The following is a 12,688-nucleotide window of genomic DNA, read 5'->3' as shown; positions in this document are numbered from 1 at the left end:
CAGGCGCCAAGACGGCCTCATCCTGGGCCGGGCCACCGCGCTCGGCTCACCCGCACACCGCGCGCCGCAGTTCTGCCAGCTCTTGGCGCATCAGGGCACTGAAATCCGCTGTGGGGGCGTCGATCCAGTCGTCATAGGCGGCGGTGAAGACGGCGACCGCCGCCTTGCCGGCGAAGGTCGCCGTCCTCGGTGGTACTCCGCGCTCCAGAAGCCCGGCTGCGATGGCCGCCGTGAGTGATGCCGTTTTGATCAGGTCTCGTTCTTGCAGGTCGATCGAGGACGCGATCAGTTCGCGCCGGGCCGCGGCGTACTCGCCGTACTGCGCCAGGTCGCTCAGGCCGGCGCTGGTCAGGGCCTCGACGGCGGCGGCCAAGGGTTCCGAGGCCGGGTCGGCCGCGGCCAGGTGCTTCAGGACCGATGCTTCGAAGGCTGCGGCGTCGGCGAACAGGACTTCGCGTTTGTCGGGGAAGTGGTTGAAGAACGTGCGTTTGGTCAGGCCGGCGCGCTCGGCGATGTCGGCGACGGTGACGTCGGCATAGCCGCGTTCGGCGAACAGCGCTCCGGCTGCCTGCTGGAGTCGTCGCTGCGCGTTCGGTTCCCACCGGGCCATGGCCACCACTGTACTCCGTGTCTGCACTCGGTGAAGTCACTGTTTGCACTTGGTGCAATCACCTGCCACAGTGGAGTGACTACACCAAGTGCAATCATCGGCGCGACAGGAGCCCGTCCCATGACCGCTTCCGCGAACACCCCCGCGAACACCCCCGCGAACACCGCCGCCTGGATCCCGGCCAAGCACGCCCGCCTGGAAGTGGGGCCGGCGCCCTACACCCGCCCCGGCCCCGACCAGCTCGTCGTACGCAACCGGGCCGTCGCGATCAACCCCCTGGACTGGATCATCCAGGTCGAGGGCAGCCTGCCCTACGGCTGGCTGCGCTACCCGACGGTGCTCGGTGCGGACGTCGCCGGCGAGGTCGTCGAAGTGGGGACGGACGTCACCCGTTTCCGCGTCGGCGACCGGGTGCTCGGCCACGCTGTGGGAACCGACAAGGACAGCAACAACGCCGCCGAGGGTGCCTTCCAGCACTACACCGCCGTCTCGGAGAAGCTGGCCTGCCCGGTGCCGGATGCGATGCCGTTCGAGGACGCCGTCGTCCTCCCGCTGGCCGTTTCCACCGCCGCGTGCGGCCTGTTCCAGACCAGCCACCTGGGCCTGCGGCACCCGTCGTCGCACCCTGAGGCGACCGGCCAGACCGTCCTGGTGTGGGGCGGCTCCACCAGCGTCGGCGGCAACGCCGTCCAGTTGGCGGTCGCGGCCGGCTACGAGGTCGTCACCACCGCCTCGCCACGCAACGTCGACTACGTCCGAGCACTGGGCGCGAGCCTGGTCTTCGACTACAACAGCCCGACCGTGGTGCCGGACATCATCGAGGCCTTCCAAGGACGCACCCTGGCCGGCGCGATCGCCTTCGGCGCCACCTCCGCCGCGTCCTGCGTCCGTATCGTGCGCAAGTGCCGCGGCAAGAAGTTCGTGGCACTGGCCACCCCGCCGGTGTCCTTCGAGCGCCTGGGCGACCCCGACCGCGGCCGGTTCGCCCACCCGCGGCTGCTCGCACGCCTCATCGGCGCCAACATCGCGCTGCAGTTCGCGGCGCGAACGCGCGGGATCGGGCTGAAGTACATCTTCGGCACGACGCTCAAAGCCAACGAGGTCGGCACCGCGATCTACCGCGACTTCCTGCCGGCGGCCCTGGCTGAGGGCCGGTATCTGGCCGCCCCGAAACCGATGGTGGTCGGCAAGAGTCTGGACGACATCCAACGCGCCATGGACGTCCAGCGCGGCGGCGTCTCGGCGGCGAAGGTCGTCGTCGCCCTGCCCTGAGCCCAGGGCGTCCACCCCGCAGCAGACACTCACCAGCAGACACTCACCAGCAGACAGGAACAACGCATGCCCCGGCTACATCTGACCATCGCCGCAACCGCGGTGACGGCGATCCTCGCCGCTGCCGTGCCCGCGCAGGCCGCAAGCACCTACCGCATCGAACACCCGCGCGTCGTCGCACACCTCGACGCCGAGGCCTATCAGCAACCGGAGAACATCGCTCTGGAGCCCGACGGAAGCGCCGACGTCACCTTCGCCTTCGCCGGACAGGTCGCCCGCATCGACCGGGCCGGGAGGACCACCGTCCTCGCCCAGATCCCCATCCCCGCCGGCGGCGACGTCCCCGGGCTCGGCACCAGGATCGGCATCGCCGGCATTGTCCGAACCGAGGACGGCACCCTGTACGTCACCGTCTCCACCGGCCTGGCAGACAGCACCGGCGTCTACCGGATCGGACCGGGCCGGCACGACGCGGTCCGCATCGCCGCCCTGCCGGCCGGGGCCTTCCTCAACGGCATGGCCCTGGACGACCGCGAACACCGGCTGCTGGTCACCGACTCGGTCCTGGCCACCATCTGGTCGGTCCCGTTGACCGGCGGCCCCGCGACCGCGTGGCTGACCGCCGACGCCCTGGCCCCGCACGGATCCTTCGGCGCCAACGGCATCAAAGTCCACAACGGCGCCGTCTGGGCCACCAACACCCACGACGCGACCTTGCTGCGCATCCCCATCACCCCCGGCGGGCGACCCGGGCCGATCCGTGTCATCGCCACCGGCCTGACCAGCGCCGACGACCTCGCCTTCGCCGGCCGCGGGGACACAGCCCTGATCGCCCTGGAACGCCTGAACGAGATCGTCTCCGTGGCTCCGAACGGACGTTCCACACCACTCATGAACGGCCAGGACGGACTGGCCAACCCGACGGCGCTCGCCGTGCGCGGCGACACTGTCTACGTCGACGACGCCGCCTACTTCGGCGGGCAGCCGAACCTGCTGACCGCACGGTTGGAGCACTGACGGCCGACCGGTCCGCGACCGGTCCGCGAACGGTCCACGACTGTACGGTGGACAGCGGTCTGTCACTGTGCGAACGTCGAGTCGTTCTCGACACGCGCGCGTGAGACCGGCGAGGGAGACATCGTGACCATCGGGTGGGAGTCGACGATGCTGTTGCGAGTCGCGGACCAGGCGCATGTCAGATCCGCGCCGTCCGGCGACGGCCGCGAGGTCCAGGGGCTGATCGAGTGCCCGTACTGTCGCCGGGTCACCGACTGGCTGATCGCCGCGTCGGGGGCGCAGATCGACGTCGCCTGCCGCTGCGGGAACCGGTGGCGGATCCAGGCGAGCCTGAACCAGGTGGTCGCCCTGGCCGAGAGCCAGCCGATGGACCCGCGCTGGACCTGCCTGGACGACGCACGGCAGGCGCTGGGATTCACGCGGCACGTCGACACGGCCAGAGGCCTGCGACGACGCGGGCGTCATCAGCACCGGTAGTCGGGTAGAGCGTTTCGACTGCGAGGATCGCGGTCGGTGAGGCGTCAGCCGGTCTTGGCCCTGTCGGCCGTCTTGAGCGTCTTGACTGCTTTAGCTGTCTCAACCGTCTCAACCGTGGCCCCGATCAAGTCGCGGAGCCAGCGCTGGGCCTGGTCGTCGTCCAGGCGGGGGTGCCAGGACATGGCGTACGCCATCGGGCCGATCTCTTCCGGCGCCGGGATGACGGTGGTCGTCCCGGGCGTCGCGTGTTGGAGCGCGAAGCCGCGCGGGAGGGTCGCCACCAGCGAGGTTCCCGCTACCGCGGCGGCGGCGGCGGTGTGGTAGGGCACTGTCACGGCGGCGCGCCTGGGCCGGCCGAGCGTTTCCAGCCTGCGGTCGACGTGCCCCTGGCGGCCGTCGGCGACGTCGACGACGATGTGGGTGCAGTCGAGGTAGTCCGCCAGCGACACGGCGGCGGACCCCGCCAGCGGGTGGTCGTCGGCGACCAGGCACGCGTAGCCCTCCTCGAAGAGCACCTGGGAGCGCAGCGGCGGGGGCGCGGTCCCGCCGTGGACCAGAAGATCGACCATGCCGTGTTCGGCGTCGGAGAACACCGTGTGGTGCCAGCGGGAGAACAGCACGGTCGATCCCGGGGACTGGGCGAAGACCTGCGTGGTCGGCGAGTCCGCCGGCGCGGGGCTGGCGGCGGCGTTGCTGATCGCCGCGCGCGATCAGGGCCTTGCCATGCCGGCCGCCGGTGTCCTGTTCTCCCCGTACGCGGACCTGACGCTGTCCGGCGACAGCATGAAGACCAAGGCCGAGCTCGAGCCGTCGTTCACCGCCGAGGCGATCGCGCGGCGGGCCGCGGACTACGCCGGCGGCGCGGACCCGGCCGACCCGTTGATCAGCCCGGTGTTCGCCGACCTGCGCGGCCTGCCGCCGCTGCTGATCCAGGTCGGGACCCACGAACTGCTGCTGGACGACGCGGTTCGGCTCGCCGCGCGCGCCGCGGCGGCGGACGTTCCGGTCGCGCTGGAGGTGACCGCGGGCGTCCCGCACCTGTTTCAGGCGTTCGCCGCGATGCTGGAGGAGGGTGATGCCGCGCTGGTGCGTGTCACACAGTTCCTCACCACGGCGTTCGCGCGGGCCGGCGCGTGATGACTGCTCGACCAGCGTCCGACCGTGAACGTGAACGGCCGTCATGCTCACCGCCGGTGAGGATCCGGCCGGTCTGCGACGAGGGCCGCGCCCATGCCGCCGCCCTGATCATCGACGGCGTCCCGACCACGCGCGTGCCTTCGCGGCGGTGACCGCGAGCATCCGCGCGGTACGTACGGCGGGCTGAGTTCGTAGTCTGAACGCAGACCTACCTTGCACACGATTTCCAGGAATATCAATATGCGAATACTTTTCAGCGGCGTTCCCGCCTATGGCCATCTGCTGCCGCTGGTCCCGTTGGCTGAAGCCGCTCTGGCCGAGGGTCACGCCGTCGCGGTGCTGACCGCGGCTGAGATGGCCGAGATGGTCTCCAGCGAGTTCCCGGCAGGCGTCGAGCATCTCGCGGCGGGGGCGATGCCCCTGGTGTTCTCGCTGGCGACCGCCGAGCGCACCGGGCAGGACGTGTTCCAGCCGACGCCGTTCCTCGTCGGCGAGATCTTCGGCGGCGACCGCCTGGACCTGGCCGCCGACGAGGCCCTCGACCGGGCCCGCCGATGGGCTCCCGATCTCATCATGGCGGACGCCTTCGACGCCGTCGGCCCGCTGCTGGCCGCGGCGCTGGACGTGCCCTGGCACCAGGTCGGCCTGGGCCCCGCCCTGCCGGCTCCGCTGACCGATGAGATCGCCCGCGCGGCAGCCCGGCGGTACGCCGACCGGTCGCTCACTCCCACGGCTGCGAGCACTTACATCGACCCCTGCCCTGAGCTGCTCCAGGACCCGGACTGGAGCAGCACGCCGCCTCGGCTGGCTGTACGTCCGCAGGCCCACCGCCGCGCGACGACCGATGATCCGCCGGCCCTGCCGGCCACCGATCTCCCGCGCGTGCTGATCACCTTCGGGACGATCTTCTCCGACCCGGACGTGCTCGCCGCCTGCGTGGACGCGGTCCGCAAACACCCGGTGCGTATCGTCGCGACCACCGGCATGTCACTGCGCGAACCCGGCGCGGCGTCAGCGTCCCCCGCGGTCGCCGACGACGACCAGGTCACGTTCGTCCCGTTCACACCGCTGGACCAGTTGCTCGAAGAAGCCGACGTCGTGGTGGGCGCCGGCGGGTCGGGCACCCTGCTGGCCGCGCTCGGCCGCGGCCTGCCCCTGGTCCTGTGGCCGCAGGGTGCCGACCAGCACATCAACGCCGCCCGCGCCGCCGCCTCCGGGGCGGCGGTCGTCGTCGAGTCCGCAGACCAGATTGCTGACGCCCTCGCGGATGTCCTCGCCGATGTCCTCGCCGACGGACCACACAGGGCCGCCGCACAGCGGGCGGCTGCCCAGATAGCCGCCATGCCTCGCCCGCTTGACGTGCTCCGCGTCATCGCCGGCTGAGAAGCACAGCGCCGTGGCGCACCGGAAAGGGTTCCGGCGCACCACGGCGTGGGCGCGATGGTTGCTCAGACGGTGGCCTTGAGGGTCACCTCGATGTTGCCGCGCGTGGAGTTCGAGTACGGGCACACCTTGTGCGTGGCCTGGACCAGCTGGTCGGCGGTGGCCTGGTCCAGCCCCGGCAGGTGAGCGGTGAGCCCGACGGCCAGGCTGAAGCGGCCGTCCTCGATGGCCAGCAGGCTGACCTCGGCGGTGACGGTCGAGTCGCCGACCGGGGTCTTCTGGTCGGCCGCGATCAGCCGCAGGCCGTTGTGGAAGCAGGCCGCGTAGCCGGAGGCGAACAGCTGCTCCGGGTTGGTCTTCTCACCGCCCGGGCCGCCCATCTCCTTGGGGACCGACAGGGCCGCCTCGAAGATGCCGTCGGTGGTGCGGACATGACCGTTGCGGCCGTCGCCGGTCGAGGTCGCCTCGGTGGTGTAGAGGGTGGACGTGGACATGGTGTTGTTCTCCTTGTAATCGGTGCGAAGAGGGTTTTTTAGATGCGCGGTGTCACGGCCGGGGCCGTGACGGTCTCCGCGGTGTCGGTGTGCGCCGCATGGGCGAGGAGTCGCAAGGCAGCCTGGGAATCCGATCCCGGCTCGGCCGTGACCACGACGAGCCGGACGCCGGCCGCGCGCGGCACGGGCATCGAATGCTGGAGCACGTCCATCGCCCCGACCAGCGGGTGGTGCATCCGGTACTCGGCCAGGTCCCAGGCCCGCACCCGGTGTTCGGCCCACAGCGCGGCGAACTGTGCACTGCCCATCGTCAGCTCGCCGATCAGCGACGCGAGCCGCGGATCGTCCGGATCCTCGCCGACTGCGGCTCGCAGTTTGCCCACGACATCGCGGGCTTTGCGCGGCCAGTCGGCGTCGTACAGCTCGCGGGTATGCGCGTCCAGGAACACCAGCCGGGCTGTGTTCGGCCGCTCGACGGTCTGGTCCGGACTGTCGAAGTCCAAGTGCCCGGCGAACAGCGCATGTCCGCTGCGGTTCCAGGCCAGGACGTCGGAGCGCCGGCCGAGCAGGATCGCAGGGGCCTCCCCGAACGTCGCCATCAGCTGCCGCATAGCCGCGGTGACCTGCTCGGCGGGCCGGCGGCGCGCGCCGCGCCGCCGTCCGCCGCCGGACAAGCCGTGCAGATGGCGCCGCTCGGCCTCGTCCAGGCCCAGGGCGGTGGCCAGGGCGTCGAGTACCTGCGGTGAGGCGCCCCGCGAGGCCCCGCGCTCCAGCCGGGTGTAGTAGGCGGCACTGACCCCGGCCAGCTGTGCCACCTCTTCGCGGCGCAGCCCCGGCACCCGCCGCTGGTCGCCGTAGTCCGGCAGGCCGAGGTCGGCGGGAGTCAGCTGGGCGCGCCGGGTGGACAGGAACTCGCCCAGTGCCGAGGTGCCGGGGGTGGTGGCGTTCATGTCCTCAAGTATGTGCAGGCCGCCACGCACGTGCCTGTCCCTGCCTGGGTCAGGCAGCGGCCCGACTTCGGAGCCTGAATTCGGTCGTATCAGGACGCGGGGATCGGCTTGCCGAGCATGACGGCGACCGCGGCGTTGCTGAGGTTCTGGTACGCGGCCCCGGTCTTCGGGTCGGCGACGCCGAAGATCGTGGTGGTGATGATCTCGACCGTGCGCTTGCCGGAGGCGTCGGCATACGTCTGGCTGGAGTAGCCGGGCGCCTGGCCGTCGTGGCCCCACACGGTGCCGCTGGGGAACACGACCTTGCGCAGGCCCAGGCCGTAGCCGTTGCCGTCGGGCTGCGCGGGGTCCTCCGGAACCGTCGTGCGCATCTCCTGCAGCTGCGCCGCCGGTAGCAGCCTGCCGGACATCAGCGCGGAGTCGAAGCGAGACCAGTCCCGGGCGGTGGAGACGATGCCGCCGGCCGCCCACAGATCGCTGGGGTTGATGGCCGTGACGTCGGTGTAGTCGCCCCGGGCCGGGCCGGCGAAGGCGGTTCCGGCCGGGACTCCCGGCGGAAGGAACGGTGCCAGGTGCGCGGCATCCGGCTCGTAACCGGCGGTGAGTCCCGAGCCCGGGTGCTGTGCGCTGGCCAGGTAGGTGTCGTGCAGGCCCAGGGGGCGCGCGATGCGCAGCTGGATCAGGTCGGCGAGGCTGTGGCCGGTGGCTTTCTGCAGGATCAGGCCGAGGGCGATGTAGTTGGTGTTGCTGTAGGAGAACTGCGCACCCGGGGCGAACAGCGCGGGGTGCGAGACTCCGGCGGCGAGCAATTCGGCCGGGGTCCAGTTTTGTGGGTTCTGGCCGAGGAAGGAGGCCAGGACGGCCGGGTCGTCGAGGTAGTTGTACAGGCCGCTGGTGTGGTTCAGCAGCATCCTGACAGTGATCGCCGAGCCGTCGGGCACCTGGCCGGGCAGCCACTTCGCCACCGGATCGGTCAGCGCGAGCTTGTGCTCGGCGACCAGTTGCAGGACCAGCGTGGCGACCATGGTCTTGGTGTTGGAGCCCATGCGGACTTGGTCGTCGGCGTCGAGCCGGCCGTCGGCGCGGGTCCAGGAGGCCTGGCGGGAGATCTCGATCGGCGCGCCGTGGCCGGTGTCGACGCGGACGATGACGCCGGGCGCGCCGTCGGCGATGACCTGTTCGGCCAGCCGGGACAGGGCCGCGGTCTGGGCCGCGGTCTGGGCCGCAGTTTGGCCTGCGGTCTGGCCCGCCCTCTCCGCCGCGCTGGTGGCTCGGTCGGCGGCGATCCCGGCATGCCCCGACGTCGCGGCACCGGCGGTGGCCGCGCCGGCGACCATGGTCCCGGTGAGAGCGGCGGTCAGGATGAGCGCCGAGGCGCCACGGCGGCGCCTCGTGCTGGTCTGAGTGTGTTCGGGCATTGCCAGGGTCCCTTCGGGGATGCTGTCTGCGGACGTCATCCAGCCTTCCGGTCCCGCCGGCGGAAAACACGGGGGCTGAACACCCGAACAGGGGTGGACCTAGGCCCACTGTGCGATCGCGGCCGGTCGGTCATCCTCGGTCCATGACTGTTCTTCGACCAGCGGACGTCGCCGCACGCTTCCGGCTGTTGGGCGGGTCGTTCGTGCTGTTGCTGGGGATGGCCGCCGGAGTCGGGCTGCTCGCGCTGTGGATCAGCGTGGTGGCCTCGGCCGCGTGCCTGGTGGGCGTTCCGCTGACGGTGCTGGCGACGGTTCCGGTTCGCCGGCTGGCCGACTGGCACCGGGATTGGGCGGCCCGGCTGCTCGGCGAGCCGGTCGGCCGGCCCTATACGCCGGTTCCCGACGTGGGCTGGCTGGAGCGGTTCCAGGTGATCGTGCGTGATCCGGCGAGTTGGCGGGACTGGGCCTGGCTGGTCGCCAACACAGTGCTCGGATGGTTCACCTACGGGCTGTCGGCCATTCTCTTCCTGGCGGGCGTCTTCTACCTGATCTTCCCGTTGCTGTACGCCGTGACCCCGGCCGACGTCTTCCACACGCCGCTCGGCTTCCCCATCGACACCCTGGCCGGCTCGTTCGTCCTGGTCCCGCTGAGCCTGGTGTGCTTCCTGACCTGGTACGTCACTGCCGTACCGTTGGCGCACGCCGAGGCCCGGCTGATCCGCCGGCTGCTGGCGCCCACCGGCCGGGCCGAACTCCGGGCCCGGGTCCGGCACCTGGCCGACACCCGGGCCGAGACGGTCGACACCCAGGCCGCGGAGCTGCGACGGATTGAGCGCGACCTGCACGACGGGGCCCAGGCCCGCCTGGTGTCCCTGGGCATGAGCCTGGGCCTGGCCGAGTCGACCTTCGCCGACGATCCGCACTCCGCGCTGCGCCTGGTGGCCGAGGCCCGCGAGTCGACCTCCACCGCGCTGGACGAACTCCGCGACCTGGTGCGCGGCATCCATCCGCCGGTCCTGGCCGACCGCGGCCTGGACGGCGCGATCCAGGCGCTGGTCCTGGCCAACCCGGTCCCGACCAGCGTCGAGATCGACCTGCCGGGCCGGCTGTCGGCGCCGGTGGAGTCCGCGGCCTACTTCGCGATCGCCGAGGCCCTGGCCAACGCGATCAAGCACGCCCAGGCCCGGCGGATCGCGATCGCGGTGGAATTCACCGCCGGCCGTGCCGTAGGCGAGGGGCTGCTGCGGATGTCCGTGTGCGACGACGGCCGGGGCGGCGCCAGGATCGAAGGCGGCAGCGGCCTGCACGGCGTCCGGCGTCGGCTGGCCGCCTTCGACGGCGAGCTGGTCGTGGACAGCCCGCACGGCGGGCCGACCGAGGTGAGGATGTCGCTGCCGTGCGCATCGTCGTAGCCGAAGACCTGGCGCTGCTCCGGGACGGCCTGATCCGGCTGTTCCAGGCGCACGGCTGCGAGGTCGTCGAAGCAGTCGACGACGGACCGGGTTTGCTCAGGGCCCTGATGAGCCGGCGGCCGGACGTCGCGGTGGTCGACGTGCGGCTGCCGCCGACCTTCACCGACGAGGGCCTCAAGGCCGCGATCGACGCCCGCGCCCGGCATCCCGGCCTGCCCGTTCTGGTCCTGTCGCAGTACGTCGAACCGCTGTACGCCCGCGAGCTGATGTCCGACCGCGCCGGCGGCGTCGGCTACCTGCTGAAGAACCGGGTGATGGACGTCCGGCAGTTCGTCGCCGACGTCCGCCACGTCGCCGCCGGCGGCACCGTGATGGATCCGAAGGTCATCGAGGCGCTGCTCACCTACCGCTCGGGCGATCCGCCTTTGCGCACCCTGACCCCACGCGAGCGCGAGGTGCTCTCCCTGATGGCCCAGGGCCGGTCGAACGCCGCCATCGCGGCGCGGATGGGCGTCACGGACAAGGCGGTGAGCAAGCACAGCAACAGCATTTTCGCGAAACTCGGGCTCGAGCTGTCCGACGAGGACAACCGCAGGGTGCTGGCCGTCCTGGCCTATCTGGAAGGCGCCGAACCAGGGCTTTGACAGCGGCGGACGTGCCCCGGCCGCGGCGCGGGAGGATGAGGATGCCGACGGGCGTGGGTCGCAGCGCGGTTGATTGGCGAATGGCGGATTCTGCTAAAGGACGGCCGGATCCGAATCCACCGGCTGTAGTTCCAGCTCCAGGCTGTGCACGTGCTCGTCGCTGCGGTCGCTGTTGAGCCCGACCGAGATGGAGCCCTCGTCGGTGACAGCGAAGGAGACCTGGACCGTACCGCCCGCCACCGTCCATGAGTGGCCGCCGCGGCCGGTCGCGTCCATCAGGTCCCTGATCGCGCGCAGCGCCATGACCAGCTCCGGGTCGCCGGCGCCGTGGTCGTGCTGGGACCGGCCGTAGTGTTCTGGAACCAGGGAGACGTGCACGGTGTGCATCCGGTGCCGGGCACGCCGCCCGCCGATCCGCAGGTGCGCACCGATCACCGGTACGCGCAGATCGACCTTGCCGCCGACCGTGGTGTCCATCATGGCGTGCAAAGTGAGCGCGGCCGATGCCGCGATCAGGTCACCGGGACGCGGTTCCTCGGCGCCCTGGACCTCGCAGATGGAGGCCTTGATGACCTCGACCAGGGTGCGGATGGTGACGCTCTCGCTGGTGACTTCCACGGTGGTTCCTCGGCATAGTCGGTGACAAGAGAGCCGGCAAGGTTCCGTTCTCAGGGGGCTCAGTTTCCGCGGTCTCTACTGCTCGCGCTGGAATCCCCGGAACGCGTTCAGCAGCTGCTCGCGCGCCTGGCCGGACAACGCCTCGGACGGAAGTTCGCCGAGCGTGTCGATGGTCTGCCGGAACTGCGCCAGGTAGGTCTCGCACCCGTCGCACTCGGCGAGGTGCGCGATGAACCGCGCCTCGTCCGCCTCGGGGAGGGCGCCCTCAAGGAAGTCCGTGACCAGCTCGACGAACTCGTCGCAGTCCATCCTCGGGCACCTTTCACGCTGTTTCCGCCAGTCCTCATTGGACCATGTCCCGGGGTTCGAGTGCGAGGCCGGCCGGGATGGAGCCTGCGCGGCAGGGGTTGTGCGCGGTCTGGGAGGTCGGGCGCCGGTCGGGCCGGATCCCGGTGGGGCGCTGCGGCTTGGGCGTCGCGGCCAGGTCATCGTGGGTCCCCGGCTTGGGCGACGGAGTCGAAATACCGCTCCAGGCGTGTGCGGACGACCGCTCTGGCCCGGTGCAGAATGACCCGCTGGTTGCCGGGGGAGATGTTCAGCATGCTGCAGACTTCGTCGGAGGCGTAGCCCTCCACGTCTCGCAACGTCACCACGATGCGGTGGCGTTCGGGGAGGGCGGCCAGGGCTTCGCCGACGACTCTGCGCACTTCTCCCTGTAACGCCTCGCTTTCCGGCAACGCCCAGGTCTGCGGTTTCTGCCCCGGGTTCCAGTGTCCGGGATAGGGGTCCGAGGCGGGTCGGAACCGCGACGGATCGACCGCGGCGCCCTCGTCCTCGGGCAACAGGCTGCTGAACGGCAGCGTCCGGGACTCCTTCACCCCGCGGCCCTTGGCGATGTTCACCAGGATCCTGAACACCCAGGTCTTCAGGGCCGCTCGGCCCTCGAACCGGTCGATGCCCCGGATGACGCCCAGCCAGGCCTCCTGCACGACCTCCTCGGCCGAGTCGTTGGTCGACACGAACGAGCGCGCCAGCCGCAGCATCGACGACGACCAGGCATCCAGCACGAGCCGGAAGGCGTCCTCGTCGCCGGCGCGCAGCCGGTCGGCGAGTTCGGCGTCCGGCGGTAGCACCAGGGGCGTTTCCCCCACGATGACTCCTTGCGGTGCGATTGCTATCTGGCTCATGAAACCCTAGCCCCGTCCTGGTCGCGGACTTCGTCAGTTCCTGGAGTCGTAATGACTTTCGTACTGATC

The 12,688-nt window shown here is 70.9% G+C and carries 15 protein-coding genes; 7 read left to right on the top strand and 8 right to left on the bottom strand.

Annotation, left to right across the window (positions count from 1 at the left end):
• Positions 1-46: 46 nt before the first annotated feature.
• Positions 47-610, bottom strand: a complete 564-nt coding sequence (locus tag ABH926_RS21520) for a TetR/AcrR family transcriptional regulator (RefSeq protein WP_370367496.1) — start codon at positions 608-610, stop codon at positions 47-49.
• Positions 611-730: 120 nt separating this feature from the next.
• Here ABH926_RS21520 and ABH926_RS21515 point away from each other — a divergent pair, with 120 nt between their 5' ends.
• The 3 genes from ABH926_RS21515 (at position 731) to ABH926_RS21505 (ending at position 3,376) form a co-directional block, all read left to right on the top strand.
• Positions 731-1,882: a zinc-binding alcohol dehydrogenase family protein gene (locus tag ABH926_RS21515; protein ID WP_370367494.1), complete on the top strand. Its 1,152-nt coding sequence runs from the start codon at positions 731-733 to the stop codon at positions 1,880-1,882.
• 66 nt (positions 1,883-1,948) lie between these two features.
• Positions 1,949-2,899 (top strand): hypothetical protein, encoded by a 951-nt coding sequence (locus ABH926_RS21510; RefSeq protein WP_370367493.1) that lies wholly within the window; start codon positions 1,949-1,951, stop codon positions 2,897-2,899.
• A gap of 123 nt (positions 2,900-3,022) precedes the next feature.
• Entirely contained in the window at positions 3,023-3,376 is a 354-nt protein-coding gene (locus ABH926_RS21505) for a hypothetical protein (RefSeq protein WP_370367492.1), read from the top strand.
• Positions 3,377-3,420: 44 nt separating this feature from the next.
• Here the strand turns inward: ABH926_RS21505 and ABH926_RS21500 are convergent, their stop codons facing one another.
• Positions 3,421-3,996: a LysR substrate-binding domain-containing protein gene (locus ABH926_RS21500; RefSeq protein ID WP_370367490.1), complete on the bottom strand. Its 576-nt coding sequence runs from the start codon at positions 3,994-3,996 to the stop codon at positions 3,421-3,423.
• On the opposite strand from ABH926_RS21500, the gene ABH926_RS21495 reads away from it, so the two are divergent.
• Both ABH926_RS21495 and ABH926_RS21490 read left to right on the top strand, forming a co-directional pair.
• Complete coding sequence (locus ABH926_RS21495; protein ID WP_370367489.1) at positions 3,971-4,513, top strand: alpha/beta hydrolase fold domain-containing protein; 543 nt, start codon at positions 3,971-3,973, stop codon at positions 4,511-4,513. The two genes, ABH926_RS21500 and ABH926_RS21495, sit on opposite strands and share 26 nt — an antisense overlap.
• 240 nt (positions 4,514-4,753) lie before the next feature.
• A complete protein-coding gene (locus ABH926_RS21490) occupies positions 4,754-5,896 on the top strand; it encodes a glycosyltransferase (protein WP_370367488.1) in 1,143 nt (380 codons plus the stop codon).
• A 65-nt stretch (positions 5,897-5,961) separates the two neighbouring features.
• Here ABH926_RS21490 and ABH926_RS21485 read toward each other — a convergent pair whose 3' ends face one another.
• The 3 genes from ABH926_RS21485 to ABH926_RS21475 all read right to left on the bottom strand — a co-directional run bounded on the left by ABH926_RS21485 (position 5,962) and on the right by ABH926_RS21475 (position 8,758).
• Positions 5,962-6,390, bottom strand: coding sequence for an organic hydroperoxide resistance protein (locus tag ABH926_RS21485; protein ID WP_370367487.1), 429 nt, complete (start codon positions 6,388-6,390; stop codon positions 5,962-5,964).
• A gap of 38 nt (positions 6,391-6,428) precedes the next feature.
• Entirely contained in the window at positions 6,429-7,340 is a 912-nt protein-coding gene (locus ABH926_RS21480) for a helix-turn-helix transcriptional regulator (protein ID WP_370367486.1), read from the bottom strand.
• Positions 7,341-7,429: 89 nt separating this feature from the next.
• Positions 7,430-8,758: a serine hydrolase domain-containing protein gene (locus ABH926_RS21475; RefSeq protein WP_370367485.1), complete on the bottom strand. Its 1,329-nt coding sequence runs from the start codon at positions 8,756-8,758 to the stop codon at positions 7,430-7,432.
• 143 nt (positions 8,759-8,901) lie between these two features.
• On the opposite strand from ABH926_RS21475, the gene ABH926_RS21470 reads away from it, so the two are divergent.
• Positions 8,902-10,170: a sensor histidine kinase gene (locus ABH926_RS21470; protein WP_370367484.1), complete on the top strand. Its 1,269-nt coding sequence runs from the start codon at positions 8,902-8,904 to the stop codon at positions 10,168-10,170.
• Positions 10,155-10,814: a LuxR C-terminal-related transcriptional regulator gene (locus tag ABH926_RS21465; protein WP_370367483.1), complete on the top strand. Its 660-nt coding sequence runs from the start codon at positions 10,155-10,157 to the stop codon at positions 10,812-10,814. Before ABH926_RS21470 ends, ABH926_RS21465 begins: the two co-directional genes overlap by 16 nt.
• A 93-nt stretch (positions 10,815-10,907) precedes the next feature.
• On the opposite strand, the gene ABH926_RS21460 is transcribed toward ABH926_RS21465, so the two are convergent.
• The 3 genes from ABH926_RS21460 to ABH926_RS21450 form a co-directional block, all read right to left on the bottom strand.
• A complete protein-coding gene (locus tag ABH926_RS21460) occupies positions 10,908-11,432 on the bottom strand; it encodes a trypco2 family protein (protein ID WP_370367482.1) in 525 nt (174 codons plus the stop codon).
• A gap of 75 nt (positions 11,433-11,507) precedes the next feature.
• Positions 11,508-11,741, bottom strand: a complete 234-nt coding sequence (locus ABH926_RS21455) for an anti-sigma factor (RefSeq protein ID WP_370367481.1) — start codon at positions 11,739-11,741, stop codon at positions 11,508-11,510.
• A gap of 176 nt (positions 11,742-11,917) precedes the next feature.
• Positions 11,918-12,619, bottom strand: a complete 702-nt coding sequence (locus tag ABH926_RS21450) for a sigma-70 family RNA polymerase sigma factor (protein WP_370367479.1) — start codon at positions 12,617-12,619, stop codon at positions 11,918-11,920.
• Positions 12,620-12,688 lie beyond the last annotated feature (69 nt).

Source organism: Catenulispora sp. GP43 (genome assembly GCF_041260665.1).
Lineage (GTDB): Bacteria > Actinomycetota > Actinomycetes > Streptomycetales > Catenulisporaceae > Catenulispora.
The sequence above is the reverse complement of the archived record's forward strand: the minus strand, read 5'-3'. Positions and strand labels throughout refer to the sequence as shown.

What these genes read in the sequence shown, in the direction of transcription:
- ABH926_RS21470 (WP_370367484.1), top strand. Translation starts at nt 8,902, where the DNA reads ATGACTGTTCTTCGACCAGCGGACGTCGCCGCACGCTTCCGGCTGTTG.
- ABH926_RS21485 (WP_370367487.1), bottom strand. Translation starts at nt 6,390, where the DNA reads ATGTCCACGTCCACCCTCTACACCACCGAGGCGACCTCGACCGGCGAC.
- ABH926_RS21515 (WP_370367494.1), top strand. Translation starts at nt 731, where the DNA reads ATGACCGCTTCCGCGAACACCCCCGCGAACACCCCCGCGAACACCGCC.
- ABH926_RS21510 (WP_370367493.1), top strand. Translation starts at nt 1,949, where the DNA reads ATGCCCCGGCTACATCTGACCATCGCCGCAACCGCGGTGACGGCGATC.
- ABH926_RS21455 (WP_370367481.1), bottom strand. Translation starts at nt 11,741, where the DNA reads ATGGACTGCGACGAGTTCGTCGAGCTGGTCACGGACTTCCTTGAGGGC.
- ABH926_RS21480 (WP_370367486.1), bottom strand. Translation starts at nt 7,340, where the DNA reads ATGAACGCCACCACCCCCGGCACCTCGGCACTGGGCGAGTTCCTGTCC.
- ABH926_RS21450 (WP_370367479.1), bottom strand. Translation starts at nt 12,619, where the DNA reads ATGAGCCAGATAGCAATCGCACCGCAAGGAGTCATCGTGGGGGAAACG.
- ABH926_RS21475 (WP_370367485.1), bottom strand. Translation starts at nt 8,758, where the DNA reads ATGCCCGAACACACTCAGACCAGCACGAGGCGCCGCCGTGGCGCCTCG.
- ABH926_RS21490 (WP_370367488.1), top strand. Translation starts at nt 4,754, where the DNA reads ATGCGAATACTTTTCAGCGGCGTTCCCGCCTATGGCCATCTGCTGCCG.
- ABH926_RS21520 (WP_370367496.1), bottom strand. Translation starts at nt 610, where the DNA reads ATGGCCCGGTGGGAACCGAACGCGCAGCGACGACTCCAGCAGGCAGCC.